The sequence below is a fragment of the Rhizobium binae genome, from assembly GCF_017357225.1.
GTDB lineage: Bacteria > Pseudomonadota > Alphaproteobacteria > Rhizobiales > Rhizobiaceae > Rhizobium > Rhizobium binae.
Map to the genome: position 1 here is coordinate 3,280,900 of NZ_CP071604.1, position 25,681 is coordinate 3,306,580.

23 protein-coding genes and 1 pseudogene are annotated in these 25,681 nt (G+C 60.6%); 17 read left to right on the forward strand and 7 right to left on the reverse strand.

What is annotated here, in order from left to right; genetic code table 11:
- The first annotated feature begins 69 nt into the window (after positions 1 to 69).
- Positions 70 to 528 carry a YqhA family protein gene (locus J2J99_RS16140; RefSeq protein WP_246735418.1) on the forward strand — a complete coding sequence of 153 codons (459 nt, stop codon included), beginning with the start codon at positions 70 to 72 and terminating at the stop codon, positions 526 to 528.
- An 11-nt stretch (positions 529 to 539) separates the two neighbouring features.
- Here J2J99_RS16140 and J2J99_RS16145 read toward each other — a convergent pair.
- Positions 540 to 1,469, reverse strand: a pseudogene (locus tag J2J99_RS16145) (COG3904 family protein); the annotation flags it as partial.
- A 330-nt stretch (positions 1,470 to 1,799) separates the two neighbouring features.
- Here J2J99_RS16145 and J2J99_RS16150 point away from each other — a divergent pair.
- Positions 1,800 to 2,525: a helix-turn-helix transcriptional regulator gene (locus tag J2J99_RS16150; RefSeq protein WP_168300631.1), complete on the forward strand. Its 726-nt coding sequence runs from the start codon at positions 1,800 to 1,802 to the stop codon at positions 2,523 to 2,525.
- Positions 2,526 to 2,647: 122 nt separating this feature from the next.
- On the opposite strand, the gene J2J99_RS16155 is transcribed toward J2J99_RS16150, so the two are convergent.
- The 3 genes from J2J99_RS16155 to J2J99_RS16165 all read right to left on the reverse strand — a co-directional run bounded on the left by J2J99_RS16155 (position 2,648) and on the right by J2J99_RS16165 (position 5,658).
- The gene (locus J2J99_RS16155; RefSeq protein WP_168300630.1) at positions 2,648 to 3,778 is read right to left on the reverse strand and encodes a DUF2333 family protein; all 1,131 of its coding nucleotides are present in this window, start codon (positions 3,776 to 3,778) and stop codon (positions 2,648 to 2,650) included.
- A 134-nt stretch (positions 3,779 to 3,912) separates the two neighbouring features.
- Entirely contained in the window at positions 3,913 to 4,986 is a 1,074-nt protein-coding gene (locus J2J99_RS16160) for a hypothetical protein (protein ID WP_168300629.1), read from the reverse strand.
- Positions 4,987 to 5,055: 69 nt separating this feature from the next.
- Positions 5,056 to 5,658, reverse strand: a complete 603-nt coding sequence (locus J2J99_RS16165; protein ID WP_168300628.1) for a thymidine kinase — start codon at positions 5,656 to 5,658, stop codon at positions 5,056 to 5,058.
- Positions 5,659 to 5,894: 236 nt separating this feature from the next.
- Here J2J99_RS16165 and J2J99_RS16170 point away from each other — a divergent pair, with 236 nt between their 5' ends.
- The 6 genes from J2J99_RS16170 (at position 5,895) to aptA (ending at position 11,619) form a co-directional block, all read left to right on the forward strand.
- On the forward strand, positions 5,895 to 6,851 hold the full coding sequence (locus tag J2J99_RS16170) for a choline ABC transporter substrate-binding protein (protein ID WP_168300627.1): 957 nt from the start codon (positions 5,895 to 5,897) through the stop codon (positions 6,849 to 6,851).
- A 76-nt stretch (positions 6,852 to 6,927) separates the two neighbouring features.
- Complete coding sequence (gene choW / locus J2J99_RS16175) at positions 6,928 to 7,773, forward strand: choline ABC transporter permease subunit (protein ID WP_168300626.1); 846 nt, start codon at positions 6,928 to 6,930, stop codon at positions 7,771 to 7,773.
- Complete coding sequence (choV, locus tag J2J99_RS16180; RefSeq protein WP_168300625.1) at positions 7,770 to 8,822, forward strand: choline ABC transporter ATP-binding protein; 1,053 nt, start codon at positions 7,770 to 7,772, stop codon at positions 8,820 to 8,822. Before choW ends, choV begins: the two co-directional genes overlap by 4 nt.
- A gap of 31 nt (positions 8,823 to 8,853) precedes the next feature.
- Positions 8,854 to 9,603: a HugZ family pyridoxamine 5'-phosphate oxidase gene (locus J2J99_RS16185; protein ID WP_168300624.1), complete on the forward strand. Its 750-nt coding sequence runs from the start codon at positions 8,854 to 8,856 to the stop codon at positions 9,601 to 9,603.
- A 109-nt stretch (positions 9,604 to 9,712) separates the two neighbouring features.
- A complete protein-coding gene (locus J2J99_RS16190; protein ID WP_168300623.1) occupies positions 9,713 to 10,030 on the forward strand; it encodes an ArsR/SmtB family transcription factor in 318 nt (105 codons plus the stop codon).
- Between the two features lie 263 nt (positions 10,031 to 10,293).
- On the forward strand, positions 10,294 to 11,619 hold the full coding sequence (aptA, locus tag J2J99_RS16195) for an omega-aminotransferase AptA (protein ID WP_168300622.1): 1,326 nt from the start codon (positions 10,294 to 10,296) through the stop codon (positions 11,617 to 11,619).
- Positions 11,620 to 11,695: 76 nt separating this feature from the next.
- On the opposite strand, the gene J2J99_RS16200 is transcribed toward aptA, so the two are convergent.
- Entirely contained in the window at positions 11,696 to 12,610 is a 915-nt protein-coding gene (locus J2J99_RS16200; protein WP_168300621.1) for an HD-GYP domain-containing protein, read from the reverse strand.
- 462 nt (positions 12,611 to 13,072) lie between these two features.
- Between J2J99_RS16200 and J2J99_RS16205 the strand changes: the two genes are divergently transcribed.
- Together J2J99_RS16205 and ade are read left to right on the forward strand one after the other, a co-directional pair.
- Positions 13,073 to 14,176 carry a branched-chain amino acid ABC transporter substrate-binding protein gene (locus J2J99_RS16205; RefSeq protein ID WP_168300620.1) on the forward strand — a complete coding sequence of 368 codons (1,104 nt, stop codon included), beginning with the start codon at positions 13,073 to 13,075 and terminating at the stop codon, positions 14,174 to 14,176.
- Positions 14,177 to 14,294: 118 nt separating this feature from the next.
- The gene (gene ade / locus J2J99_RS16210; protein ID WP_168300619.1) at positions 14,295 to 15,992 is read left to right on the forward strand and encodes an adenine deaminase; all 1,698 of its coding nucleotides are present in this window, start codon (positions 14,295 to 14,297) and stop codon (positions 15,990 to 15,992) included.
- Between the two features lie 49 nt (positions 15,993 to 16,041).
- On the opposite strand, the gene bglA is transcribed toward ade, so the two are convergent.
- The gene (bglA, locus tag J2J99_RS16215) at positions 16,042 to 17,736 is read right to left on the reverse strand and encodes a beta-galactosidase BglA (RefSeq protein WP_168300618.1); all 1,695 of its coding nucleotides are present in this window, start codon (positions 17,734 to 17,736) and stop codon (positions 16,042 to 16,044) included.
- A 284-nt stretch (positions 17,737 to 18,020) separates the two neighbouring features.
- On the opposite strand from bglA, the gene J2J99_RS16220 reads away from it, so the two are divergent.
- The 7 genes from J2J99_RS16220 to J2J99_RS16250 all read left to right on the forward strand — a co-directional run bounded on the left by J2J99_RS16220 (position 18,021) and on the right by J2J99_RS16250 (position 25,089).
- Positions 18,021 to 19,601 (forward strand): peptide ABC transporter substrate-binding protein, encoded by a 1,581-nt coding sequence (locus J2J99_RS16220; RefSeq protein WP_168300617.1) that lies wholly within the window; start codon positions 18,021 to 18,023, stop codon positions 19,599 to 19,601.
- Between the two features lie 48 nt (positions 19,602 to 19,649).
- Positions 19,650 to 20,573 carry an ABC transporter permease subunit gene (locus J2J99_RS16225; RefSeq protein ID WP_168300616.1) on the forward strand — a complete coding sequence of 308 codons (924 nt, stop codon included), beginning with the start codon at positions 19,650 to 19,652 and terminating at the stop codon, positions 20,571 to 20,573.
- Complete coding sequence (locus tag J2J99_RS16230; RefSeq protein ID WP_168300615.1) at positions 20,570 to 21,487, forward strand: ABC transporter permease; 918 nt, start codon at positions 20,570 to 20,572, stop codon at positions 21,485 to 21,487. Before J2J99_RS16225 ends, J2J99_RS16230 begins: the two co-directional genes overlap by 4 nt.
- A gap of 2 nt (positions 21,488 to 21,489) precedes the next feature.
- On the forward strand, positions 21,490 to 22,497 hold the full coding sequence (locus J2J99_RS16235) for an ABC transporter ATP-binding protein (RefSeq protein ID WP_168300614.1): 1,008 nt from the start codon (positions 21,490 to 21,492) through the stop codon (positions 22,495 to 22,497).
- Entirely contained in the window at positions 22,490 to 23,476 is a 987-nt protein-coding gene (locus J2J99_RS16240; protein WP_168300613.1) for an ABC transporter ATP-binding protein, read from the forward strand. The genes J2J99_RS16235 and J2J99_RS16240 overlap by 8 nt, the downstream gene beginning before the upstream one ends.
- 159 nt (positions 23,477 to 23,635) lie before the next feature.
- Complete coding sequence (locus J2J99_RS16245; RefSeq protein ID WP_168300612.1) at positions 23,636 to 23,977, forward strand: hypothetical protein; 342 nt, start codon at positions 23,636 to 23,638, stop codon at positions 23,975 to 23,977.
- A 224-nt stretch (positions 23,978 to 24,201) separates the two neighbouring features.
- Entirely contained in the window at positions 24,202 to 25,089 is an 888-nt protein-coding gene (locus tag J2J99_RS16250) for a sugar kinase (RefSeq protein WP_246638841.1), read from the forward strand.
- Between the two features lie 84 nt (positions 25,090 to 25,173).
- Here the strand turns inward: J2J99_RS16250 and gstI are convergent, their stop codons facing one another.
- Positions 25,174 to 25,365, reverse strand: coding sequence for a glutamine synthetase translation inhibitor GstI (gene gstI / locus J2J99_RS16255; protein WP_168300610.1), 192 nt, complete (start codon positions 25,363 to 25,365; stop codon positions 25,174 to 25,176).
- Positions 25,366 to 25,681: the final 316 nt, after the last annotated feature.

Sequence of the window (25,681 nt, forward strand, 5' to 3'; positions counted from 1 at the left end):
CGGCAGCGGAGCCGACGTTCCCTCTCATCGGGATAGCGAAATATCGGCAGGGTGTGAATATCACGCTCGATGTTTATCTGGCGCTCAACGATTGCCGCCGTCTCCTTCGGCTACAAGTTCCTGAAGATCGCCTCCGGTGTCTTCGACCTCGACGAGGCCGAGATGATTCTTGCCATGCTCGGACTGATCGACGCAGCCCTCGTCGCCAGCCTGATCGTCATGGTTATGATCTCGGGCTACGAGATTTTCATCAGCCGCTTCGATGAAGCTAGCGAAGCCGATAACGAGGTCTCCTTCATCGGGAAGCTCGATTCCGGTAGCCTGAAGATCAAGGTCGCCTCATCGATCGTCGCCATCTCCTCGATCCACCTGCTGCAGGTCTTCCTCAATGCCGACAAATATGCCGACAGCAAGATCATGTGGCTGACGCTAATGCACCTCGCCTTCGTCGCCTCCGCCATCATGCTCGGTTTCCTGGAGAAGCTGATGAGCGTGACGTCGAAGAATGACCTGCAGGACAAGGCTTAACCGCCCGAGGGAGCCGCCGGCGGCGCCTCGGCTGGCGGATGGCCATGGCAGACAGCCTCGGGCGGCGCATCCGGCGCACAAAGCGACATGCCGGGCCATTCGTTGTAAGCCAGCATATCCGTCATCAGTCCGATACGCAGCGCTTCCGCGGGTGGTATGATCTTGATGCTGTCGGGCGTGGTGCTCATCATGTGATCAATCACGTCGTCGTCAACGCCCATTTCCTTCAAATAGGCCGTCAAGGCAGCGATGCTCTTTTTTCCGAGCTTGGTGGAACTGGTCTGACCCGCAACCTTGCGTCCTACCTCTTTGCGAGAGATTTCCTTCTTCTTGCCGTTCACGATCTTGTATTCGATGCGGTAGGAAATGCGCATCCTGTTATAGATCGTCGTGATCTGGTGCACGCCGATGAACGCCCATTGCGATGCGACGCGCGAGGTGCCACCGGCAAAGGCCAGCGGACAGGCGGAAAAGCAGTATGCACCGGCCGAATAGGTGTAACCGATCGAACTGCCGTCCTTTGCGATAGCTGCGTCGCAGCGCGGATCAGCAGTTGGGCAACCTTTCAGCCGCGTGCCGCCGACTGCCGTTTCCAATCCGGCCTTGCGGATCATCCGGCCCATTGCATAGGCGGCATCGACATCGCCGCCCTCCGAACGGAAGACGACCGGCAGTTTTCGCCCGCCCGCCGCCTTGAGAATTTTCTTCAGCCGAGCCGGCGTATCGGAGGTTATTCGTCCCTCAGCCGATATCCATTCCGGGCAGTTTTCCTGGCAGAGAAGGCTGCGGACGATGACGAAGCGCATGGGCGGCTGAGCAGCCTGTTTCTGTTGCTCGGCGGCCTGCGACGTTACGGCCGCAGGCGGCAAGATCAGAAGAAGAAAAGCAAGTAACGACTGGGAAAACAGACACTTCAGACAAAAGCTATTCGCAAAGCGCACGATCAAACCGCCCCGGCTATACATCATAATAGATTTAGCAACTGCATTGATCGGCAGCAAGGCGGATTTCGGCCCCCTCGCCGCCCAGGCTCCTTCGGCATGATTCTCTTCCTGTCCGGCGTCGAAGATATCCACAGCTGTCGGCATCAGGAGAAGTCAAAAATACCACAGCGCTACTAGCACAAGCCACAGCTCAACCGAGACGCGCGCGATTGTGACTATTTCTTCACGATTAGAATCAATCGGCCTCCGCAAACTCGATAAGGTCTAGCATCCGCCGGCAATTCTGTATTTGATAGCGTTAACATTAAGGCTCCCGGAGGCGTAGAAATGTCTTACATGACCACCTCTGAAAGACAGTCGTTGCTTTCGGCGGAACTCGCAGTTGCCGGAACGCGTGGCCTTTTTGCCCAGGCACTCGGTAGGGTGGCTGCGGCTTTCGGATTGTCTCACGCGACGCTGATGCACGCCCCTTCGCCCGAAGACCTCCTGCTGAAACCGCTGCTGATCGAAAGCTCGCTTCCCGCCGCCTATGTCCGAGATTTCGACCGCGCCAATATGATGCGTGGTTGCCCTTTCGGCCTGCGGTTGAGGGAGTCGGCCGTGCCGCTAGCCTGGCACCTCAACGATGCTGTCGATGGTCAGGCCTTTCCCTCTGAACTGCGCGCCCTGATGCTACACCATGCGATACCCGCGGGTGTCGCCATGCCGGCGATTGCAGTCGACGGCCGCCGCCTGGTCTTCTGGTTTTGCGGCGAACGCGCCGCACTCGGCCAGAGCGAAATCAACGAGCTGGCGGTCATCATCCTCCACGCCCTCGATGCATATAATACCGTCAGACGTAACGAGGAAAGCACCCATAATGCGCTGTCGGCGCGTGAACTCGAAGTCGTGCGCTGGACCGCACAGGGCAAGACCTCGATCGAAATCGGCCAGATCCTGACGCTGTCGGACCATACCGTGAATGCCTACATGACCAACGCGATCAAGAAACTCGATTGCGTCAACCGCACCCAATTGGTCGCAAAAGCAATTCGATTGAAGCTGATCAACTGAGGGGATCAGACGAGCTCCAGCACGTCCTCGACAAGATAGTACGGTCCCGCGCCCATATCGGCGTCACCGATGCGGAAATCGTCCGGATGCTCGGGGCTATTGCCTTTTCGGTTTCCGGCGGCCTAACGATCGAGCACCGACCGGATTTCCACGAGGTTCGAGCGCACCCTCAAAATGTAGAAGCCCATGGTGGCGAGGTGGCTCGGCATGATCCACCCATCCTCGCGCCCGTTCGAGATGATCGCCGGCTGGATGCGCAGCGCCGCCTGGAACTGTCGCATCGTGCCGCCCCAGACTGCGCCGAGATTGCGCTCCTGCACCACCTGCGAGAAATCCGACTGCGCAGCGGCAAGAATGGCATAATAGGCATAGAGCTGACCGTAGGCGAACCAGAACCGGTCGTCGGCGCGCGTATCGAACCAGCCGCGATTGTGGTTCTCCGAGCGCTCGGCAAGCATGTCGGACGTGCCACCGAGATCGTTGGCGACGCGGTCAATGAACTGCATGAGATTGTCGGCGCGGCCGTCGAAAATGACATTGCAGGCGGAAAGATCGGTGTTGAACTTGCGCAGGCTGCCAATCGCCGAGCGGTAATAAGAGGGCGTCGGCGTCTTTGGCCCGAAGGGATTGAGCCCGAAATACCAGCTATGTTCGTCGAACTGCAGATTGCCGCGCGCGCTCTGCAGATCATTGTTGATGCCCGAGGTGCCACGGACGCGCCCGAGCGTATCGACGAGTTCCGCCGAGGTTCGCCGGACTGCCTGGTTGATGCCACGCTGGAACGACGCCTTGTTGTCGAGGAAGGGCGTGTGATCCCAGTCGATCCCGAAGAAGCCCATCTTGTAGAGCAGCATGGAGGAAATCCATGCATTCTGATTGACGTTGAAATCGGTAAGATCCGCCGTGACGTCAACGATGGCCGAGCGCTGGCAGGTCTTGGCAGTCCCGGTACTCGACCCATCAGCAAGGGGCAGTTCCTGCCCGGCGGGAACCTTGCGTTCGGAAAGCCGGTACTGGTCGACGAAGGCGGTGTTGAAATTCGTCCAGACCTGCGTCTGCCAGAAAAAATAACCGTAGAGCACGACAAAGAACGCCATGAGCGCAACGACCGGCAGCCGGATTATCCAGCTCCGGCGCTGGTACCAGCCGTGCGCGGCAAGGAAGGGCCAAAAGGCCCAGGCGGAAAACAGGCGGGCCCAGCGGCCGATCGTCCGGCCGATCAGCCCGAAAAAACCGGCGATCCGGTCAAGCATCGTCGTCTCCTGTCAGGCAAGGCGAACATCGGGAGATTGCCGCCCGTTGCATCCACATATGCGCTCGGTGGTCCGAGCACAACACAAGCCTCTCGATTTTTACCAATGAAAGCAGCGCGGACGGCGCCTCGGCCTCAGGAACGCAGAAAAGGCAGGCTGAAGCGCAACGGCCTGCGGGCCGTATCGATCAACGGCGCCCCTGGTGCTTCGGTCGATGGGTTGGCATAGGCAGGAAGCCGTCTCGCGACCTCGAGATCGGCGCGGCCCTTGCGCCGCTCCAGATCCTGGGCGACCAGCATGCCCTTCTCGAACAAGCGGATCGGCGCGGCGATATTCGGAAAGAACTCCGGCTTGATCCTGACCTTCATGCCCGGCCGGTCGGTATCGACCTGCGCCTGATAGATGATCAGCCGCTCCTCGACATCGATCATCAGCTTGTACAAAAGCACGTTGCAGGCGGCGATCTGGTTGTTCATCGCATCGACGAAGGACTGAAACAGGCTGATGAAGCGCTCCCGCCGCTGGCTGTCGTCGCGCATCTGGTGCTCCTCGGCGGAGATGCGCTCGGCCTCCGCCTTCAGCGCCCGCCGCTCCGCCTCCATCTGCTCCCAATGCGTCCTGTTGCCGTAGACGCCGATGCGACCCTGCGTCGTCAGCGCCTTGGCTTTGAGCTCTTTCATCCTGAGCCGCGCGATATCGATGGAATCGACCAGCCGGCGACGGTGCTCAACGATGCTGACGAGATCGTGTTCGGCCGCCTTGTGGCGTTCGATGAGCGCAGCGCGCTGTGTGGTGATCAGCCTCGCGACGGCATCCGATTTAGCCAAAAGCTCGAGCAGCCGCTCGATGACAGGCGCCGCGCGCACACGCTCGGTATACATCCGCCACATCCGTTGGCGCGACGTCCAGCCGGCCATTTTCTCGCGCAACGTCAGTCCCCGGAAACTGTCGAGGTCTGCCGACACCTCCGTCGTCAACCGGTCGAGGGAGAAGACGAGCTCGGCCAGCAAAGCGTCCAGCGCGGCGCTATCTGCGATATAGTCTTGAAAAAGCACATTCTGTTCGAGGAAGACCTCGTCGGCCGAGTGTTTCTCGTCGCTGTCAAACGTCCGGATGCAGGCTGCGCAATGGGCTCCATCGGCCGCGATCTTTTCGGCGAAGCCGCTTGCGGCTTCATAACGGCTGTCGAATGGCGGGGCTTTGCGCACCTGATTTCTCCAGGGAATCTCCTGCCCGCAGGCTAGTCGCTTATGGCGACAAAGAAAACAGGCTCCCCTTCAGACCGGCTCGGCGAACCAGGCCCCGTTCATTTCGTCGTCCCAGTGCCGGCGGCAGAGCGAGACATATTTCTCGTTGCCGCCGACATCGATCTGCGCGCCTTCGTGCAACACCTTGCCGTGGGCGTCGAGCCGCACCACCATCGTCGCCTTACGGCCGCAATGGCAGATTGTGCGCACTTCGCGCATCTCGTCGGCAATCGCCAGCAATTCCTGCGAGGCCGGAAACAGTTTGCCCTGGAAGTCGGTCCGGAGCCCATAGACCATCACGGGGATGCAGAGCCGATCGACGACACGCGCAAGCTGCCAGACATGGGCGGCCGTCATGAAATGCGCCTCGTCGACGAAGACGCAGGAAATCGGCGCCCCGTCGCCGCACAGCCCGGCGATCAGCTTGTACAGATCTTCGTGCGGCTCGAAGGGGATGGCGCTCGCTTCCAGCCCAATCCTCGAGCCGATGACGCCCCGGCCGGCGCGCTCGTCGAAGGCGGCGATGAGTTGCACCGTGCGCATGCCGCGCTCCTGGTAATTGTAGGAGGCCTGCAGCAGCAGCGTCGACTTGCCGGCGTTCATCGTCGAATAGTTGAAATAGAGTTTTGCCATCCGATGTCTCCTTGCTCGGCTTATTGAAAGCTCACAACGGCAAAGAAAAGCCCCGTGACGGCTATAATCACAGGAATCCATGCAAAAACACCACTGAAAGTCACCAAAACGCGGCGCTGAGAAAAAATCGTCGACGTCGCAATCGCATAGGTCGATACGCCGCAAACGCAATGAGGTCGCTTGTCAAACTCGGCTATTGATGGTTGGCTTGGGAACCTAAAGACTGGGAGTCTAAAATGAAAACAACAAGCACATTCAAACTCGTCACTGCAACTGCCGTCGCTGCCCTTTCCGTTGCGACCGCCGCCTTCGCCGCCGATCCCGACAGCTGCTCCACCGTTCATTTCTCGGACGTCGGCTGGACTGACATCACCGCCACCACGGCCACCGCATCCGTCGTCCTGAAGAGCATCGGCTATCAGACCGACGTCAAGGTCCTCTCGGTGCCGGTCACCTATACCTCGCTGAAAAACAAGGACATCGACATCTTCCTCGGCAACTGGATGCCGACACAGGAAAAGGACGTCCGCCCCTATATCGACGACAAATCGGTCGAATCCTTCGGCCCCAACCTCGTCGGCGCCAAGTACACACTCGCCACCAACGCCAAAGGCGCGGAACTCGGCATCAAGGATTTCAAGGATATTGCCGTCCATAAGGACGATCTCGACGGCAAGATCTACGGCATCGAGCCCGGCAATGACGGCAACCGCCTCGTCATGGACCTGATCGAAAAGAACACCTTCGGCATGAAGGACATGGAAGTCGTCGAATCCTCCGAACAGGGCATGCTCGCCCAGGTCGCCCGTGCCGAGAAAGCGGGCAAGCCCGTCGTCTTCCTCGGCTGGGAACCCCATCCGATGAACACCAACTTCAAGCTGACTTACCTGACCGGCGGCGACGACGTCTTCGGGCCTGATTTCGGCGGCGCCAAGGTCTACACCAATGTCCGCGCCGGTTATCTCAATGACTGCCCGAACGTCGGCGCGATGCTGAAGAACCTGACGTTCTCCCTCGACATGGAGAACCAGATCATGGGCAAGATCCTCGACGACGGCAAGGAGCCGGAAGCGGCGGCGACCGAATGGCTGAAGGCCAATCCCGCCGCGCTCGAGCCCTGGCTTGCTGGCGTCAAGACCCGCGACGGCAAGGGCGACGCGCTGGCGGCCGCCAAGACCGGCCTCGGCCTTTGATGATATGAACGTGGGCGGCACGCCGTCCCCGTTTCATTTTGTCCGATTGTTGATTTTTTGTGGATAGGCGCGCCCCTTGAATTGGATCACCGACTCTAAGATTCCCATCGGCTCATGGGCCAAAGCCTTCGTGGACTGGCTGACCTCGAACGGCGAGTGGTTCTTCAACCAGCTCGCCTTCCTGCTGTCGCACGTTATCGACGGCCTGCTCTTCGTGCTGCAGAAACCTCACCCGCTGATCGTCATCGCCGTCATCTCCGCTCTGGCCTTCTGGCTGCGCCGGTCGATCGCCATCACGCTCTTCACCTGTCTTGGTCTGCTGCTCATCATGAACCAGGGCTATTGGAAGGAAACGACGGAGACGCTCGCCCTCGTGCTCGCCTCCACCTTCGTCAGCATGGTGATCGGCATTCCGCTCGGCATCGCGGCGGCCCGCCGCGCCTGGGTCTATGCTGCGATGCGACCCGCGCTCGATCTGATGCAAACCATTCCGACCTTCGTCTACCTGATCCCGGCCCTCATCCTGTTCGGCCTCGGCATGGTTCCAGGCCTGATCGCCACCGTCATTTTCGCGATCCCCGCCCCGATCCGGCTGACGCGCCTCGGCATCATTTCGACGCCACCATCCCTGGTGGAAGCCGCCGTCGCCTTCGGCGCGAGGCCGATGCAGGTGCTGCGCAAGGTCGAGCTTCCCTTCGCCACGCCGCAGATCATGGCGGGCCTCACCCAGACCATCATGCTGTCGCTGTCGATGGTTGTCATCGCCGCTCTTGTCGGCGCCGACGGTCTGGGCGTGCCGGTCGTGCGCGCGCTGAACACCGTCAATGTCGCGAAAGGCTTCGAAGCCGGTCTTTGCATCGTCATCCTGGCGATCATACTCGACCGCATGTTCCGCACGGCGGGTGAAGGAGATGGCGCATGACCGCGGTAAGCTTCAAGGATGTCAGCATTATCTTCGGCGATCGGCCGGAAACTGCGCTGGCCATGGTCGACCAGGGCAAGACGCGCGATGAGATCGGCGCGACCACCGGCCTGGTGCTCGGCGTCGCCAATGCCTCGCTGACGATCGAGGAAGGCGAGATCCTGGTGTTGATGGGTCTTTCCGGTTCCGGCAAATCGACGCTGCTGCGCGCCGTCAACGGGCTCGCCCCCGTGGTGCGCGGCGATGTCGCGGTCTCTACGGCCACCGGCTTGGTCAATCCCTATAAATGCAATGCCAAGGCTCTGCGCGACCTGCGCACCCACACCGTCTCCATGGTGTTCCAGCAGTTTGCCCTTCTGCCTTGGCGCAGCGTCGCCGAAAATGTCGGCTTCGGCCTCGAGCTTGCCGGGATGCCGGAGGCCGAACGCAAGGTGCGCGTCGGCGAGCAGCTCGAACTCGTCAACCTGACGAAATGGGCCGACCGCAAGGTCAACGAACTGTCAGGCGGCATGCAGCAGCGTGTCGGCCTTGCCCGCGCCTTTGCCACCGGTGCTCCGATTCTCCTCATGGACGAGCCTTTCTCGGCGCTCGACCCGTTGATCCGCACCCGACTGCAGGACGAGCTCCTGGAGTTCCAGCGGCGGCTGAAGAAGACAATCCTCTTTGTCAGCCACGATCTCGACGAGGCCTTCCGCATCGGCAACCGCATCGCCATCATGGAGGGCGGGCGCATCATCCAGTGCGGAACGCCGCACGACATCGTCAAGAACCCTGCCGACCAATATGTCGCCGATTTCGTGCAGCATCTCAATCCGATCAACATGCTGACGGCCGCCGACGTCATGCAGCCCGGCCTCGGCCAGACTGCCGCCGGCATGAGCGTCAGCGCCACGGCCCGCGCCGCCTCCCCGCTTGTCGATATCCTCGACGCGCTTGCCCGCCAGCCCGGCAGCATCGGCATCGTCGAGAACGGCACAATCATCGGCACCATCTCGGCCCAGGACGTGGTCGCAGGCCTTACCCGCCATCGTCGCAAGGAGGACGCTTGATGTTTTCAAGCCGCTTTGTCACAAAGCGGTTATGAAAGATCTGCCCTCGGCCTTACGCGAAACCGACGATGAAGCCCGCAAGCTCGCCCGCGTGCTGTTGCGCTCCGCACGGCACGCGGCGATCGCCGTTCTCGAGCCAGAGACCGGCTTTCCCTTCGCCAGCCGCGTCCTCCTCGCCACCGATATAGACGGCGTCCCCGTCATTCTCGTTTCGAGGCTTTCGGCTCACACAAAGGCGCTGGCAAGGGACCCACGCGCCTCGCTGCTCACCGGTGAGCCGGGCAAAGGCGATCCCCTCGCCCATGGTCGGCTGACGACCCAATGCATGGCGGAGCCGGTCGAGCATGGCCATCGCTTCCACGAGCGCATCCGCACGCGTTTTCTCGATCGCCATCCCAAGGCAAAACTTTATATCGATTTTCCCGACTTTCTCTTCTTCCGTCTCAATCCGGAGCGGGCGAGCCTCAATGGCGGCTTCGGCCGCGCCTACCATCTCGATGGACGAGACCTCGTCATTCAATCGCCGGCAACCGAGGAGATCGCCGCCAGAGCGGCCGAAGCAGTGCGAGATTTAGTAGAGTGCCATCCCGACGTGGCGGCAATGCTTGCAGTGCGCCTAAATGCTCCGGAATCGCCTTCTTGGCGCATCTGCGGCGTCGATCCGGCGGGTTTCGAGATCATTTCCGGGGACTTTTTGGTGCGATACGAATTCGAAACTCTCGCTTCGGATTCCGATCACATTTGTTCAAACATATCTAAAATAGCATACTCGATACCTTAAATTTAGGTATATACAATCTTCGAGCCCAATTGCTAGTTTTGGCCGCCAGCTCCGGCAGGCGGCCTGTCCCCGACAGATGATGTACGTTTCGCATTAGGAAGATAACAATATGGAAACCCCTGATTTGGCTGACCACACGAATGTGGCGGCAGCACTATTGTCAGCCATGGCCAACCCCAAAAGATTGCTGATCCTGTGCAGCCTGGTAAAGGGCGAAGTCGCCGTCGGCGTGCTTGCCACACAAGTCGGCCTCAGCCAGTCGGCACTTTCACAGCACCTTTCGAAACTGCGCGCGCAGAAGCTCGTCAAGACCCGCCGCGACGCCCAAACCATATATTATTCAAGCGCATCCGAGCCGGTCATGAAGATCCTGGCGACGCTCGAAGACATTTACCTCGTTCCGAGCAGAAGCAGATCCGCAGCCTGATGATAGCGCTGACATGACCGTCGGCCATGTCCGGTGGCGCACGGGAATCCTTCCGGAAGTCTCGGCAACGATATTTCAGTACCTGAACCTTAACGCCACGACCGGCAAATCTCGCGTTTGCCGGTCGTATCCTTTGGCGAGTTCTTTCCGCGCTGAAGCATGTGAGGTGTTGACGCCCTGAGATGCCCTGATAATTTGACCGGGCAGTAAAAATTCGGGCGATCGGCCCTTGGGAACGGGCCGTCGACGGCCAGGAGAACAGCATGTCCAACCGCCTCAATGCACCGAATGATCTTCGCGCCTTCTGGATGCCGTTTACGGCAAATCGCCAGTTCAAAAAGGAGCCGCGGCTGTTCGTCGCCGCCAAGGACATGTATTACACCACCCATGACGGTCGTCAGGTATTGGACGGCACGGCCGGCCTCTGGTGCGTCAATGCCGGTCACTGCCGCCCGAAGATCACAGAGGCGATCCGCGAGCAGGCCGGCGAACTCGATTACGCCCCGGCCTTCCAGCTCGGCCATCCCAAGGCCTTCGAACTGGCCAACCGTCTGGTCGACATCGCCCCGGAAGGCATGAACCACGTCCTCTACACCAATTCCGGCTCCGAATCCGTCGAGACCGCGCTCAAGGTGGCGCTTGCCTATCACCGCGTGAAGGGCAATGGTTCACGCTTCCGGCTGATCGGCCGCGAACGCGGCTATCACGGCGTCAATTTCGGCGGCATTTCCGTCGGCGGCATCGTCGCCAACCGCAAGATGTTCGGCACGCTGCTCACCGGTGTCGATCACATGCCGCACACCCACCAGCCCGGCAAGAATAACTTCAGCCGCGGTGAGCCTGAGCATGGCGGCGACATCGCCGGCGAACTCGAGCGCATCGTCACGCTGCATGACGCCTCGACCATCGCCGCTGTCATCGTCGAGCCGGTCGCCGGTTCAACCGGCGTCCTCATCCCGCCGAAGGGTTATCTGCAGAAGCTGCGCGAGATCTGCACCAAGCACGGCATCTTGCTGATCTTCGATGAAGTCATCACCGGCTTCGGCCGTCTCGGCGCCCCCTTCGCGGCACAATATTACGACGTCAAGCCCGATATGATCACCACCGCCAAGGGCCTGACCAATGGCGTCATTCCGATGGGCGCCGTGTTCGTCACCTCCGAGATTCATGACGCCTTCATGAACGGGCCCGAGCACATGATCGAGTTCTTCCACGGCTACACCTATTCCGGCAACCCGATCGCCTCCGCCGCCGCCCTCGCCACGCTAGACACCTACAAGGAAGAGGGCCTGCTCACCCGCGCTGCCGAACTTTCCGACTATTGGGCCGATGCGCTGCATTCGCTGAAGGACTGCCCCAACGTCATCGATATCAGAAACACCGGCCTGATCGGCGCAATTGAACTCGAGCCGATCGCCGGCGAGCCCACCAAGCGCGCCTTCACGGCTTTCCTGAAGGCCTATGAGAGCGGGCTTCTGATCCGTACCACCGGCGACATCATCGCGCTCTCTCCGCCGCTGATCATCGAAAAGCACCATATCGACGAACTTTTCGGCAAGCTCAGGACCATCCTTCAGAACAACATCTGAAGACGCGCCCGAAGATCCGCTCAAGGCCCGCGATGGACAATCCCCTCGCGGGTCTTCTCGTTCGAAGATGCAAAGCTCAAGTCACAGAGGCGACGGAAAGGCAGAGGGCGAACTTTTTCAGCAACTGGCGATCGAAATGCCCTTCAGCGCCAAGCATCCATTTCAGCGCCTCGCTGGCGCTCCATGGCGCCTTGTACGGCCGCACCGAAGTGATGGCGTCATAGACATCGCAGATCGTGGCAATCCGCGAATGAAGGCTCACCTCGCTACCGGACAAGCTGCGCGGATAGCCTTTGCCATCGATGCGTTCGTGATGATTGAGGCAAACGTCGAGAACGATCTCCGACATGCCCTTCTGCCGCGACAGGATCGCATGCCCCTTCTCCGGATGGCCCCGGAGCAAGCTGATCTCATCCCTTTCCAGAGGCCCTTCCTTGTTGAGGACTTCAAGCGGAATATCAAGCTTGCCGACATCGTGCAGCAAACCCGCGGTGCCGAGCATCTGGATCGTATGTTCGTCGAGCGCGAGATGGCGGCTGAAAAGGATCATCAGCGCGCTCACCGAAATGGAATGCAGGAAGGTCACTTCGTCTTTAGACTTCAGGCGCGTGACGCTGAGGAAAACCGAAGGGTTCTCGTCCATCGATTTGGAGACGGAAGAAATCACCGGCGTCAGGTGATCGACGCTGATTGCCTCGCCGTTGCGCAAACGCCCGAAAGCCCCTTCCAGCAGCGGCACGGATTTTTGGACAGTCTCGCGCGCCGCCCGGATATCGATCTCGGTGTCACGGCCCGGCAACCCGTTGGTGTCGAGCCCCTTGCTGGTATTGATAATGACGCTGACGGTGCCGCATTTACGAATTTTTGCGGCATCGGCTTCGCGGCGCAGGGGAAATCTGCGCTTGGATAAAAGCGGATCGTGCCACAGCCCCTCGACAGCCTCAACAAACATTCCGATACGCACCTGACCGGCATCGATACGCTTGAGCATCCAGATCTCTATTTCCCGATATGTCTATGCAGTTCTTTATGCGGTCTCTTTTTCAATGCTGCCGTATTTGAGTATCTTGGGATGCTACTGCCATTGGCCAAACTAACGGTTAACAGGAAAGCTGAAGAGAACCAAAGGCAGGTATTTTGTTATCCGACGCAGGACCGTGGACTTCACCTCGCTTCTGAAAAATCCCCGCAACCGCAGAAAATGATCCCTTCAAGCGCATTCCCGGTCGGATCGACCGTATTCTCCGTTCTATTTGTTATGAACTTGCGCAATCTCATCAAAATTCCTAGAAATCTGGCCATGAGCCTCCTCGAGTCAAACATGGCCGGCCGGCTCGCTGATCGCGCCCTTACCGATCGTCCTTGGCACGGCCCCCGACGGGCCGTTGAATGGTCGGGAAAGCCGGCGCGGCGCCTCATCGTGGGTCGCAGACCCCATCCAAGGAGACAGACAATGACCCTCAAGACATTGACGGCGACCCTCGTCGCGTCACTCGCTTTTGCACCGCTTGCCCATGCCGATATCACTGTCGGGTTGATCGCGCCGCTGACCGGTCCAGTCGCCGCCTATGGCGATCAGGTGAAGAACGGCGCCCAGACCGCCGTCGACGAGATCAACAAGAAGGGTGGGATTCTCGGCGAGAAGGTCGTCCTCGAATTGGCCGATGATGCCGGCGAACCGAAGCAGGGCGTTTCCGCCGCCAACAAGGTCGTCGGCGACGGCATTCGCTTTGTCGTCGGCCCGGTGACATCGGGTGTCGCGATTCCGGTGTCGGACGTTCTGGCTGAAAATGGCGTCCTGATGGTCACCCCGACGGCAACCGCCCCCGACCTCACGAAGCGCGGCCTCACCAATGTGCTGCGCACTTGCGGTCGCGACGACCAGCAGGCGGAAGTCGCAGCCAAATACGTGCTGCAGAACTTCAAGGACAAGCGCATTGCCATCGTCAACGACAAGGGCGCTTATGGCAAGGGTCTCGCCGACGCCTTCAAGGCGACGCTGAACGCCGGCGGCGTCACCGAAGTCGTCAATGACGCGATCACGCCCGGCGACAAGGATTTCAGCGCGCTCACCACCCGCATCAAGTCCGAGAAGGTCGATATCGTCTATTTCGGCGGCTATCACCCGGAAGGCGGCCTGCTCGCCCGCCAGCTGCATGACCTTTCCGCCAACGCGACGATCATCGGCGGCGATGGCCTCTCCAACACCGAATTCTGGGCCATCGGCACGGATGCGGCGGGAGGCACGCTGTTCACCAACGCCTCCGACGCCACCAAGAACCCGGACTCCAAGACGGCCGCCGACGCGCTCGCCGCCAAGAACATTCCGGCCGAGGCCTTCACGCTGAACGCCTATGCCGCCGTCGAAGTTCTGAAGGCCGGCATCGAGAAGGTCGGCAGCGCCGAGGATGCAGAAGCCGTCGCCGCCGCGCTGAAGGACGGCAAGGAAATCCCAACCGCCATCGGCAAGGTCACTTACGGCGAAACCGGCGACCTGACCTCGCAGAGCTTCTCGCTCTACAGGTGGGAAGGCGGCAAGATCGTCGCGGCCGAATAAGCCAAGACATGAGAGACTGCGATCGGGCGCCATTTGGCGCCCGGTTTTGTTTGTGGGCATCGCATGTCGCGGCAGATCGGTTATAAGTTTTGGAATCGGTTGCAATGTGAGCGGTGCCATGACCAACAGACTCGAACGTCTCATCGACCAAGGTGCGGGCCGCGTGCCCGCCGATATAGTTCTGAAGGGCGGCAACTTCTTCGATCTTGTCACCGGCGAAATCGTCCGGTCCGATATCGCCATCGGCGCCGACCGCATCGTCGGGACTTCAGGCAGCTATAGGGGTGAGACCGAGATCGACATATCGGGCCGAACGGTCGTTCCCGGTTTCATCGACACGCACCTGCACATCGAATCTTCGCTCGTCACGCCGCATGAATTCGACCGCTGCGTCCTGCCCTATGGTGTCACCACGGCGATCTGCGATCCGCACGAGATTGCCAATGTGCTCGGAACCGCCGGCATTGAGTTCTTTCTCGACTCGGCGCTGGAGACGATCATGGACATCCGCGTCCAGCTCTCTTCCTGCGTGCCGGCGACCCATCTCGAAACGGCAGGGGCCGACCTGCCGATCGAGCGCCTCCTGCCCTTCCGCGACCATCCGAAGGTCATCGGCCTCGCCGAATTCATGAATTTTCCCGGCGTGATTCACAAGGATCCCGTCTGCATGGCCAAGCTCCAGGCTTTTCAGGGCGGCCATATCGACGGTCATGCACCGCTTCTGTCCGGCAACGACCTCAATGGTTATCTCGCAACCGGCATCCGCACCGAGCACGAATGCACGACCGCCACTGAGGCGCTGGAAAAAATCCGCAAGGGCATGCATATCCTCGTGCGCGAGGGCTCCGTGTCGAAGGATCTCGCCGCACTGATGCCCATCATCACCGAGCGGCTATCGCCTTATCTCGCGCTCTGCACCGACGACCGCAATCCGCTCGATATCGCCGAACAGGGCCATCTCGATCACATGATCCGCACCGCGATCGCCAACGGTGTCGAGCCCTTGGCGATTTATCGCGCTGCCTCGATCTCCGCCGCCCGTGCCTTCGGCCTCAGGGATCGCGGCTTGGTGGCGCCGGGCTGGCGCGCTGATCTCGTGGTTCTGGACAGCCTGGAAAACTGCCGCGCCGACATGGTCTTCTCCGCCGGCCGCCGCGTCAGCGATGCGCTCTTTTCCACGCGCAAGACGGTCGCCCCGATCGGCCTCGATAGCGTCAGGGCCAGGCCGGTCAACGCCGCCCATTTCGGTGTGCCGGTCGCCGAAGGCGAAACGCCTGTGATCGGCGTCATGCCGGGCAAGATCATCACCGAGCATCGCCGCTACCGGCTCCCGGTGAAAGGCAACGAGACGGCGGTCGATCTTGCCAACGACATCATCAAGGTCGCCGTCATCGAGCGCCACGGCAAGAACGGCAATCACGCCAACGGCTTCGTCCAGGGCTTCGGCCTTAAGAAGGGCGCGATCGCCTCCACCGTCGGCCATGACAGCCACAATATCTGCGTCGTCGGTGTCGACGAGGACGACATGGCGTGCGCCGCAAATCGCCTCGGCGTGATCCGGGGCGGCTTCGTCGTCGTCGAGGACGGCAAGGTGACCGGCGAAATTGCCCTGCCCATTGCCGGCTTGATGAGCCTCGAGCCCTATGAGACAGTCCGCGATACGCTGCACCAACTGCGCAAGGCCGCCTTCGCGCTTGGCGCAACGCTGGAAGAACCCTTCCTCCAGCTCGCCTTTCTGCCGCTGCCCGTCATCCCGCACCTGAAGATATCCGACCGCGGCATGGTGGACGTCGATAAGTTCGCGCTGATCGGGTGAGCAGCGCCACGACGACGCTGTCTACTGCCAGGCTTCCGGCAATTCGCCCTCAACAGGTTTCGCATCGGGGCACCTTGTCAAGCAATTTCGAGAGGCCATTGACCCGCGCACAAAACCCATCCAGCGCCGCAAGCTTCACGGTTCCCGTATCGTTCACCGCCTCGTAGCCCGGCAAGGCGAGCGGCTCCCCGAGGACCATAGCGTCAGGCAGGCGGAATTCCGCCGGTTTGCGCGTCAGGTTGAAAACGAAGAGCAGTTTTTCCCCGCCCTTCTCGCGAGTGAAGGCGAGCAGGTCCTGGTTGGTGCCGATGAAGGTCATATCGCCGTCAACAAGCGCCGGATGGCTCTTCCGGAAGGCGAGCGTCCTTCGGTAGTGATGAAGCACCGAGCCGTCGCTTGCCTCCTGTGTATCGACGGAAAGCGCTGCCTGCTCGTAAGGCACCGGGAGCCAGCTCTTTTCTGCCGAGGTGAAGCCGGCATGCGCCTTGCCGGCCTCCCAGGGCATCGGCGTGCGGCATCCGTCGCGGCCCTTGAAAGCCGGCCAGAAGCGGATGCCGTAGGGGTCACGCAGATCCTCGAAGGCAAGCTCCGCCTCCGGCAGGCCGAGCTCCTCGCCCTGATAGAGGCATATCGAGCCGCGCAGCGCCGCAAGCACCGAGATTGCGAGCTTGGCGATGACAGGCCGCTCCTCCTCCGTCAGCGCAAAGCGGCTGACATGGCGCATGACGTCATGGTTGGAAAAGGCCCAGCAGACCCAGCCGTCGGTCACCGCCTTCTGAAAAGCCTCGACACAGCCGCGGATATGGTTGGCGGTGAACTCCGGTCCGAGCAGATCGAATGTGTAGCACATGTGCAGCTTATCGCTGCCGCTCGTATAGGCGCCAACCGTCTTCAGCGATCGCGCGCCGTCACCGACTTCGCCGACGGTGGTGCGATCCTCGTAGCGGTCGAGCAGCGACCGGAAACGCTTGAGGAACTCGATATTCTCCGGTTGCGTCTTGTCGTAGAGGTGGTTCTGCATACCATACGGATTGCTGTCTGGCGCATCGAGGCCTGCGTCATCCTCGTCGGGCTCATGCGGCGGATTGCTTCTGAGCTGCTTGTCGCAGAAATAATAGTTGACCGTATCCAGCCGGAACCCGTCGACGCCGCGGTCGAGCCAGAATTTCACCGTTTCCAGCACCGCATCCTGCACTTCTTCGCAATGGAAATTGAGGTCCGGCTGCGAGGTCAGGAAATTATGCTGGTAATATTGGCGGCGCACGCCGTCCCACTCCCAGCCCGGCCCGCCGAAGATCGACAGCCAGTTGTTCGGCGCCGTCCCGTCCGGCTTCGGATCGGCCCAGACATACCAGTCCGCCTTCGGATTGATCCGGCTCGTCCGGCTCTCGACGAACCAGGGATGCCGGTCGGACGTATGCGAGATCACCTGGTCGATGATGACTTTGAGACCGAGCCTGTGCGCCTCGGCCATCATCTCGTCGAAATCGGCGAGCGTCCCGAAGATCGGGTCGACATCGCAATAATCGGAGACGTCATAGCCCATATCGGCCATCGGCGATTTGAAAAAGGGCGAGAGCCAGATCGCGTCGACACCGAGGCTGGCGATATGCGGCAACCGGCGGGTGATACCCTTGAGATCGCCGAGCCCGTCGCTGTTGGTGTCCTGAAACGAGCGCGGGTAGGCCTGATAGATCACCGCGCCGCGCCACCAATCCGCATTCCCGCCTGCCTGCAATATCATCGGCCACGTCTCCTGCCTTGTTCGCACCCGCCACACTAAAGCGGACGAAACAAAAGACAACCATATGAAGTCTTCGTGAAGGTGCGTCGAAGGCTCTGAAATTCCGTCGCGTTTTAACAAGGGGCGACGTGTATAGGCTTGTCCACAACCGATTTCCCCACTCCGGATTTGCGCTTGCAACGCGATTCCTTTGCGATAAGGTGCGCACTGACCTGCACGTAAGAGGTCAAACACCGGGAACAAATGTCTAATAAAGGCGAAAAGCCTAGAAAGGTGGACCCACAATGAACCAGTTCACGAAAAAATTTCTCGCCTCCGCGATGCTTGGCACATTGCTGGCGTTTTCGGCGCATGCCGCCACGCTCAACATTCACAATGGTGGCGACCCACAGTCGCTCGATCCGCAGAAGCTTTCCGGTGACTGGGAGAATCGTATCGCCGGCGACATTTTCGAAGGCCTCGTCACCGAGGACGCCAAGGACAATCCGGTCCCCGGCCAGGCCGAAAGCTGGACCATTTCGCCCGACGGCAAGGTCTATACCTTCAAGCTTCGCGACGGCATCAAGTGGTCCGATGGCCAGCCGGTCACGGCAGGAGACTTCGTCTTCGCCTTCCAACGCCTCGTCGACCCGAAGAATGCCGCCGACTACGCCTATCTGCAGTTCACCATCAAGAACGCCGAAAAGATCAACAAGGGCGAGATCACCGATCTCAACCAGCTCGGCGTCAAGGCGATCGACGACAAGACGCTCGAAATCACCCTGGAAAACCCGACCCCCTATTTCCTCAATGCGCTGATGCACTACACGGCCTACCCGCTGCCGAAACACGTCGTCGAGGCCAAGGGCCAGGATTGGGTCAAGATCGGCAACATCGTCACCAACGGTCCCTATAAGCCGACCGAATGGGTTCCGGGCTCGCATGTGACGACTGTCAAGAACGACCAGTGGTACGGCACCAAGGATCTGAAGATCGACGGCGCCAAATTCTTCGTGCTCGAGGATCAGGAAGCCGCGCTGAAACGTTACCGTGCCGGCGAATTCGATATCCTCACCGACTTCCCGACCGACCAGTACGAGTGGATGAAGAAGAACCTGCCGGGCCAGGCGCATGTCGCCCCCTTCTCCGGGCTCTATTATTATGTCGTCAACTCGCAGAAGCCGCCCTTCAGCGACAAGCGCGTCCGCCAGGCACTGTCGATGGCGATCAACCGTGAAGTGATCGGCCCGCAGATCCTCGGCACCGGCGAGCTGCCGGCCTATTCCTGGGTTCCGCCGGGCACCGCCAATTACGGCGAGCCGGCCTATGTCAGCTGGAAGGGCCTGCCGTATAAGGACAAGGTCGCCGAAGCCAAGAAGCTGCTCACTGAGGCCGGCTTCGGCCCGGACAAGCCGCTTCACGCTGTTCTCAGCTACAACACCAACGACAACCACAAGCGCATCGCCGTTGCGATCGCATCCATGTGGAAGCCGCTTGGCGTCGACGTCGAACTCGTCAATGCCGAAACCAAGGTGCATTACGACCAGATGCAGCGTGGCCAGGTCGAAATCGGCCGTGCCGGCTGGCTTGCCGATTACAACGATCCAGACAACTTCTTGAACCTGCTGGTAACAGGCGTCCAGATGAATTACGGTCGCTGGTCCAATCCCGATTACGACAAGCTGATCAAGGACGGCAACGCCGAAACCGATCTGAAGAAGCGTGCCGAAATCTTCAAGAAGGCCGAGCAGCTGGCGCTTGATGAATCCGCCGCCCTGCCGATCTATTATTATGTCTCGAAGAACGTCGTCTCACCGAAGGTCGAAGGCTTCGTCGACAACATCCAGGACATCCACCGCACGCGCTGGCTGTCGATGAAAGAGTAAGGGAAAACGGTCCTTCCCGCCCCGCGCGGGAAGGACCGGCCCACGACCATGATCAAATACGCTCTCCGTCGCCTGCTGTCGACGATCCCCGTCATGTGGATCGCCGTGACAGCCTCGTTTTTTGTTTTGCGCCTTGCCCCCGGCGGCCCCTTCGATGGCGAAAGGCCATTGCCGCCTGTGATCCTCAAGAATCTCGCCGCCCACTACAATCTGGACAAGCCGTTGATCCAGCAGTACCTGCTCTATGTCGGCGACCTGCTGCGGGGCGATCTCGGCCCCTCCTTTGCCAGCGAGGATTTCACCGTCGCCCAGCAGATCATGATCGGCCTGCCCTACACCTTCACCATCGGGACGGCAGCCTTTCTGATCGCCATCATCGTCGGCGTCGCCGTCGGCTGTCTTGGGGCGCTTTACCAGAACAAGGCGCCGGATTACATTCTCGGCGCGCTGATCCTGGTCGGCGTCGTATTGCCCAATTTCCTGATCGCGCCGATCCTGCAATTGATCTTCGGCATCCACCTTGCCTGGTTCCCGGTCGGCGGCTGGGGTGACGGCTCGATCAAATACCTGATCCTGCCGATCGTCGTCCTGGCCTTGCCGCATGCGGGACGCATCTCACGCATTACCCGCGGCTCGATGATCGAGGTGATGAACCAGAACTTCATCCGCACCGCCAAGGCCAAGGGCATCGGTCCGCGCCTGACGGTGATACGCCACGCGCTGAAGCCCGCCATGATGCCGGTCGTTTCCTATCTGGGTCCGGCGGCAAGCTATCTTCTCACCGGCTCGCTGGTTGTCGAAAGCATCTTCGGATTGCCCGGCATCGGCCGCTATTTCGTCAATGCAGCCCTCAATCGCGATTACGGCATGGTTCTCGGCACGGTCATCTTCTACATGGTGCTGATCGTGTTCCTGAACCTTCTCGTCGACATCGCCTATGCCTGGCTCGATCCGAAAGTGAGAAACCGATGATCCTCAACCCCGCGAAACGCGAGTTGCTTGCCCAGGAGCTTCTCGAAGCGGAAGGCCTTGCGCCCGAAGGCCGCTCGCTCACCCGGGACGCGCTGCGTCGGCTCGGACGCAACAAGGCGGCCGTCCTGTCGATCGCCGTGCTCGTGCTGCTAATCCTCGCCGCTTTCCTCGGCCCCTGGTTCATCCCGTTCAATTACGAGGATCCCGACTGGGCCGCCTTTCGAATCCCGCCCTCAATCGAGACCGGCCATTATTTCGGCACTGACCCGAACGGCCGCGACCTTCTTGCCCGCGTCCTTTACGGCACCCGCGTGTCGCTTGCGGTCGCACTGACAGCAACCGTCGTCTCGGTCGTCATCGGCGTGCTTTACGGCGCGATCTCGGGCTATATCGGCGGCAGGCTGGATGCGATCATGATGCGCTTCGTCGATATCATGTATGCGCTTCCCTATATCCTCTTCGTCATCCTGCTGATGGTGATCTTCGGCCGCAACGTCTATCTGCTCTTTGCCGCAATCGGTGCGCTGGAGTGGCTGACAATGGCCCGCATCGTGCGCGGCCAGACGCTGTCGATCAAGCATCGCGAGTTCATCGAGGCGGCGCGTGCCTCGGGACAGCGGCCGTTCAAGATCATCGTCAAGCACATCATTCCGAACCTGGTCGGTCCGGTGGTCATTTTCGCGGCGCTGACCGTGCCTGAAATCATCGCCACCGAAAGCTTCCTTTCCTATCTCGGCTTCGGCGTGCAGGAACCACTGACCTCGCTCGGCACGCTGATCGCCGAGGGAACTGACGCCATGGAAAGCATGCCCTGGCTGCTCATCTTCCCGGCCAGCTTCCTCGTGGCCCTGCTGCTCAGCCTGCTCTTCATTGGCGACGGCCTGCGCGACGCATTCGACCCGAAGGATCGCTAAGAATGCCCCAAGAAATGCAAAAAGACATCCTGCTCGAACTCAACGACTACTCGATCACCTTCGAAACGCCTGACGGCGAGGTGAAGGCGGTCTCGAATATGAACCTCACCGTGCGGCGCGGCGAGCGCGTAGCGATCGTCGGCGAGTCCGGCTCCGGCAAGAGCCAGACCTTCCTCGGAATCATGGGTTTGCTGGCCAAGAATGGCCGGACGACGGGCCAGGCGCTGCTCGAAGGCAAGGACGTGCTGTCGCTGAAACCGCGCGAGCTCGATCAGATTCGCGGCAAGGACATGGCGATGGTCTTCCAGGATCCGATGACCGCCTTGAACCCGTCGCTGAGGATTTCCCGGCAACTGACCGAACAGCTCGAGGTTCATCGCGGCCTGACGGCCCGCGCGGCATCGGACGCTGCCCTCGATATGCTGAAACGCGTCGGCATTCCTGATCCGACCCGGCGGTTCCACCTCTATCCGCACGAACTCTCCGGCGGTATGCGCCAGCGCATCGTCATCGCCATGGCGCTGCTGACCAAGCCGAAGCTACTGATCGCCGACGAACCGACAACGGCGCTCGACGTCACTATTCAGGCGCAGATCCTCGATCTCTTCAACGACCTGACGGCGGAGATGAACACGGCGCTGGTGATGATCACCCACGATCTCGGGGTGGTCGCAGGCCTCGCCGACCGCGTCGCCGTCATGTATGCCGGCCGTATCGTCGAGGAAGCCCCCGTCGACGAACTCTTCGACAACCCGGCCCATCCCTATACGGCGGCGTTGCATGCCTCCATCCCGCGGCCGGACCAGGATGTGGACGACCTCGTCGTCATTCCCGGCCGCCCGCCGAACCTGCAGCACCTGCCGAAGGGCTGCAATTTCTCGCCGCGCTGTTCGCAGGTCCAGAACGATTGCCTCGACCGTCCGCCGCCGCTCGAAACGCTGGCGCCGCGCCACTGCGCCGCCTGTTACCACCCGTTCCCGCGTCGTGAGGAGTTGCTGAACCATGGCTGAGCGATCGCTGTTGAGGGTCGAGAACCTGACGACCCAATTCGAACTGCCGGCAAAAGGCTTGTTCAAGCCGCCGGTCTTCCTCACCGCCGTCAACAATGTCAGCTTCGACCTCGCCGAAGGCCGCACGCTCGGTATCGTCGGCGAATCCGGCTGCGGCAAGTCGACACTCGGCCGCTCCATTCTGCGGTTGTTGAAATCGCAGAAGGGCCGCATTCTCTGGCAGGGCCGCAATCTCCTCGACCTCAGTGAAGAGGAGATGCGCGCCGCGCGCCGCGACATGCAGATCATCTTCCAGGATCCGATCGCCTCGCTCGACCCGCGCATGACCGTCGGCGACATCATCGCCGAGCCGCTCACGGTCTTCGAGCCGAAGCTTTCGAAGGGCGAGCGCACCGAGCGGGTGCGCCAGATCATGGCTGCCGTTGGTCTTGTTCCGGAGATGATCAATCGCTATCCGCATGAATTTTCCGGCGGACAGGCGCAGCGCATCGGCATTGCCCGCGCCGTCGTCACCAAGCCGAAGCTCATCGTCTGCGACGAGCCGGTTTCGGCCCTCGACGTCTCGATCCAGGGCCAGGTGATCACGCTTCTGCGCAAGCTGCGCAAGGAGTTCGGCCTGACGCTGATCTTCATCAGCCACGACCTTTCGGTCGTGCGCCTGATCTCCGACGATGTGCTGGTGCTCTATCTCGGCAGGGTGGTCGAGGCCGGCGACTGCGCCACCGTCTTCGATCATCCGGCCCATCCCTATACGCAGGCGCTCTTTTCCGCCGCACCGATCCCGGATCCGAAGCTCGCGCGCCTGCGCACCCGCATCCGCCTGCAGGGCGATCCGCCCTCGCCGCTCAACCCGCCGAAAGGCTGCGTCTTCTCGCCGCGCTGCTGGAAGGCGACCGACATCTGCCGCACCGAAATGCCGCCGATCGAGGACGTTCGCCCCGGCCAGAAGGCCGCCTGCTATCATATGGACAGGCCGTGAGCCGAAGGAAGGCCGCTCAGGGCGGCCTTCGCCTTTCGAAGTGTTGATGGCAGGATGTATCTTGGGCTTATCTGGGAATCTAAAATCCTCGATAAGAAAGCTTTATAGGAGCATATGCTATCCCATCTCCGCCTAATCTTGGGCCAGGGGAACGCATACATGAAGTCGAAACTGTCAGGATCGATCGCGCTTGCTGCCGCGATCGTCGCCGCCTCCACCATATCTGCGCATGCGGAAGATCTGAATTTCAAGCTCACCAACGGAACGAACTCCGTACTGACCCGCTTCTACAGCTCGCCGACCGGCGTCGACAGCTGGGAAGAAGACGTCTTCGGCCAGAATGTCCTCAATCCGGGCGAGACCGTGAACATCACCATCGCCGACGGCCGCACTGTCTGCAAATACGACATGCGCTTCGAGTTCGACGAAGACTCGAACCTCGACACGACCGAAGATACGCAGGACCTCTGCGAGCTCGGCAGCTACACCATCCACGAATAATCAGCCTTCGCCGAAGCCCGCCTTCGCCTTGTCCGCGAAGGCGGACTTTTCAGTTCCGGCGATACCGGCGCCCACAACAACATCAATGCTTGTCACTCCGCCCGGCTCCGCGTATCAGCGGATGAAGCTTCAATTCAAAGCGACAGAGCGGCCTGTTGGATCAGCGGCGCTCGTGCCGGGAGGACAAGGTGAGCGGAAGACGGTTTCTATCGATCGGTGAATGCATGGTGGAACTCTCGCAGGCCGGTGACGGCCTGCTGCGCAAAGGCTTTGCCGGCGATACCTTCAACACCGCCTGGTATGCCCGCGCCTGCCTTGGCCCCGACTGGTCGGTCGATTATTTCACTGCCCTCGGCGACGACACCATGTCGGACGAGATGCTCGCCTTCATCGACAAGGCAGGCATCGGCACGAGCCTCATCCGGCGCATCAAGGGCAAGACGCCCGGCCTCTATATGATCAGCCTGAAGAACGGCGAGCGCTCCTTCAGCTACTGGCGCGACAGCTCGGCCGCCCGCAGCCTCGCCGCCGATCCGGATCGTCTGCGGGACGCGGTCGAAAGCGCCGAGGTCGTCTACTTTTCCGGCATCACCCTTGCCATCCTGCCGCGTGAAGATGCCGAGGCGCTGCTTGCGGAAGTCCGCCGCGCCAAGGCCGCCGGCAAGCTGGTGGTGTTCGACCCGAATATTCGCCCTCGTCTCTGGTCAAGCTACGATGTCATGCACGCGACGATCAGCGAAGGCGCCCGCTCTTCCGTGCTCGTCATGCCAAGCTTCGACGACGAGGCCGCCCATTTCGGCGATGATTCCATCGAAGCGACGATCCACCGCTATCGAACGCTCGGCGCCGTTAATATCGTCGTCAAGAACGGCGCCGAGGGCGTTCACTTGAATTTTGCCGGCGACGAAGCCTTCGTCCCCGCCGAAAAGGTGAAGACAGTGGTCGACACCACCAGCGCCGGCGACAGCTTTAACGGCGCCTTTCTTGCACGCTATCTCGAAACGCAGGATGCGGTTGTCGCCGCACGCTTCGCCGCAGGGGTCGCAGCCCGCGTCGTCAGTGAGCATGGCGCTTTGGTCGCAAAGGTAAAGCTCGGATTGAGCGGGCGTTAAGCCCGCGCATGACGACGAACGTTCGAATGCCATGCGCGGGCGCTCCCCGCCGTATCGGCGTTAACTGCCGTGCGTATCACGCAATCAGGATTTCGTCGGCCGATCCGAATCGCGAACCGCCTCGTCATGATACCAGCAGCTATCGAGCGCCGCGTCGCAGACATCGGCTGCTTCGCGCTCCATCAGCCGGGCGCGTTCGAACCGGCTGGCGGCCCGCATCGGCTTGACGGGAAACTGATAGATCGTAGCGGATTCACGATGGAAACCGGTGGGCATGAGATCGCCTCCATTCAGCTCGGCGCATCGACATTGACGACCGCGACCATAGCACGATGCACATAGTTTATGCAAATTGCATAAAATATACGCAGAACCGTCGGCATGGCTGATCATTATGCTGTCTATGCCGAAAGCGTCCGCCTATTTGTTCAACACTTCATCACCTCGGACTAACGCTGAAATTTTCATCGGGTTCCGAACCGGAAAATATGCTTTCTCAGGAAGATACGGTCTTCGCGCACCCGATCAGACCGGTTTCCCCACCAGGAAAAACGCGTGCCAGCCGGCTGATTCTCGATTTTTCTTTCGCCGC

Excerpts from the sequence above, each read along its gene's own strand:
- J2J99_RS16170 (WP_168300627.1), top strand. The coding sequence starts at position 5,895 with ATGAAAACAACAAGCACATTCAAACTCGTCACTGCAACTGCCGTCGCT.
- gstI (WP_168300610.1), bottom strand. The coding sequence starts at position 25,365 with ATGCCCACCGGTTTCCATCGTGAATCCGCTACGATCTATCAGTTTCCC.
- J2J99_RS16235 (WP_168300614.1), top strand. The coding sequence starts at position 21,490 with ATGCCCCAAGAAATGCAAAAAGACATCCTGCTCGAACTCAACGACTAC.
- J2J99_RS16200 (WP_168300621.1), bottom strand. The coding sequence starts at position 12,610 with ATGCTCAAGCGTATCGATGCCGGTCAGGTGCGTATCGGAATGTTTGTT.
- J2J99_RS16250 (WP_246638841.1), top strand. The coding sequence starts at position 24,202 with ATGGTGGAACTCTCGCAGGCCGGTGACGGCCTGCTGCGCAAAGGCTTT.
- choV (WP_168300625.1), top strand. The coding sequence starts at position 7,770 with ATGACCGCGGTAAGCTTCAAGGATGTCAGCATTATCTTCGGCGATCGG.
- J2J99_RS16155 (WP_168300630.1), bottom strand. The coding sequence starts at position 3,778 with ATGCTTGACCGGATCGCCGGTTTTTTCGGGCTGATCGGCCGGACGATC.
- J2J99_RS16230 (WP_168300615.1), top strand. The coding sequence starts at position 20,570 with ATGATCCTCAACCCCGCGAAACGCGAGTTGCTTGCCCAGGAGCTTCTC.
- J2J99_RS16165 (WP_168300628.1), bottom strand. The coding sequence starts at position 5,658 with ATGGCAAAACTCTATTTCAACTATTCGACGATGAACGCCGGCAAGTCG.
- J2J99_RS16140 (WP_246735418.1), top strand. The coding sequence starts at position 70 with ATGTTTATCTGGCGCTCAACGATTGCCGCCGTCTCCTTCGGCTACAAG.
- J2J99_RS16185 (WP_168300624.1), top strand. The coding sequence starts at position 8,854 with ATGAAAGATCTGCCCTCGGCCTTACGCGAAACCGACGATGAAGCCCGC.
- bglA (WP_168300618.1), bottom strand. The coding sequence starts at position 17,736 with ATGATATTGCAGGCAGGCGGGAATGCGGATTGGTGGCGCGGCGCGGTG.
- aptA (WP_168300622.1), top strand. The coding sequence starts at position 10,294 with ATGTCCAACCGCCTCAATGCACCGAATGATCTTCGCGCCTTCTGGATG.
- J2J99_RS16205 (WP_168300620.1), top strand. The coding sequence starts at position 13,073 with ATGACCCTCAAGACATTGACGGCGACCCTCGTCGCGTCACTCGCTTTT.
- J2J99_RS16150 (WP_168300631.1), top strand. The coding sequence starts at position 1,800 with ATGTCTTACATGACCACCTCTGAAAGACAGTCGTTGCTTTCGGCGGAA.
- J2J99_RS16190 (WP_168300623.1), top strand. The coding sequence starts at position 9,713 with ATGGAAACCCCTGATTTGGCTGACCACACGAATGTGGCGGCAGCACTA.
- ade (WP_168300619.1), top strand. The coding sequence starts at position 14,295 with ATGACCAACAGACTCGAACGTCTCATCGACCAAGGTGCGGGCCGCGTG.
- J2J99_RS16240 (WP_168300613.1), top strand. The coding sequence starts at position 22,490 with ATGGCTGAGCGATCGCTGTTGAGGGTCGAGAACCTGACGACCCAATTC.
- J2J99_RS16245 (WP_168300612.1), top strand. The coding sequence starts at position 23,636 with ATGAAGTCGAAACTGTCAGGATCGATCGCGCTTGCTGCCGCGATCGTC.
- J2J99_RS16225 (WP_168300616.1), top strand. The coding sequence starts at position 19,650 with ATGATCAAATACGCTCTCCGTCGCCTGCTGTCGACGATCCCCGTCATG.
- J2J99_RS16220 (WP_168300617.1), top strand. The coding sequence starts at position 18,021 with ATGAACCAGTTCACGAAAAAATTTCTCGCCTCCGCGATGCTTGGCACA.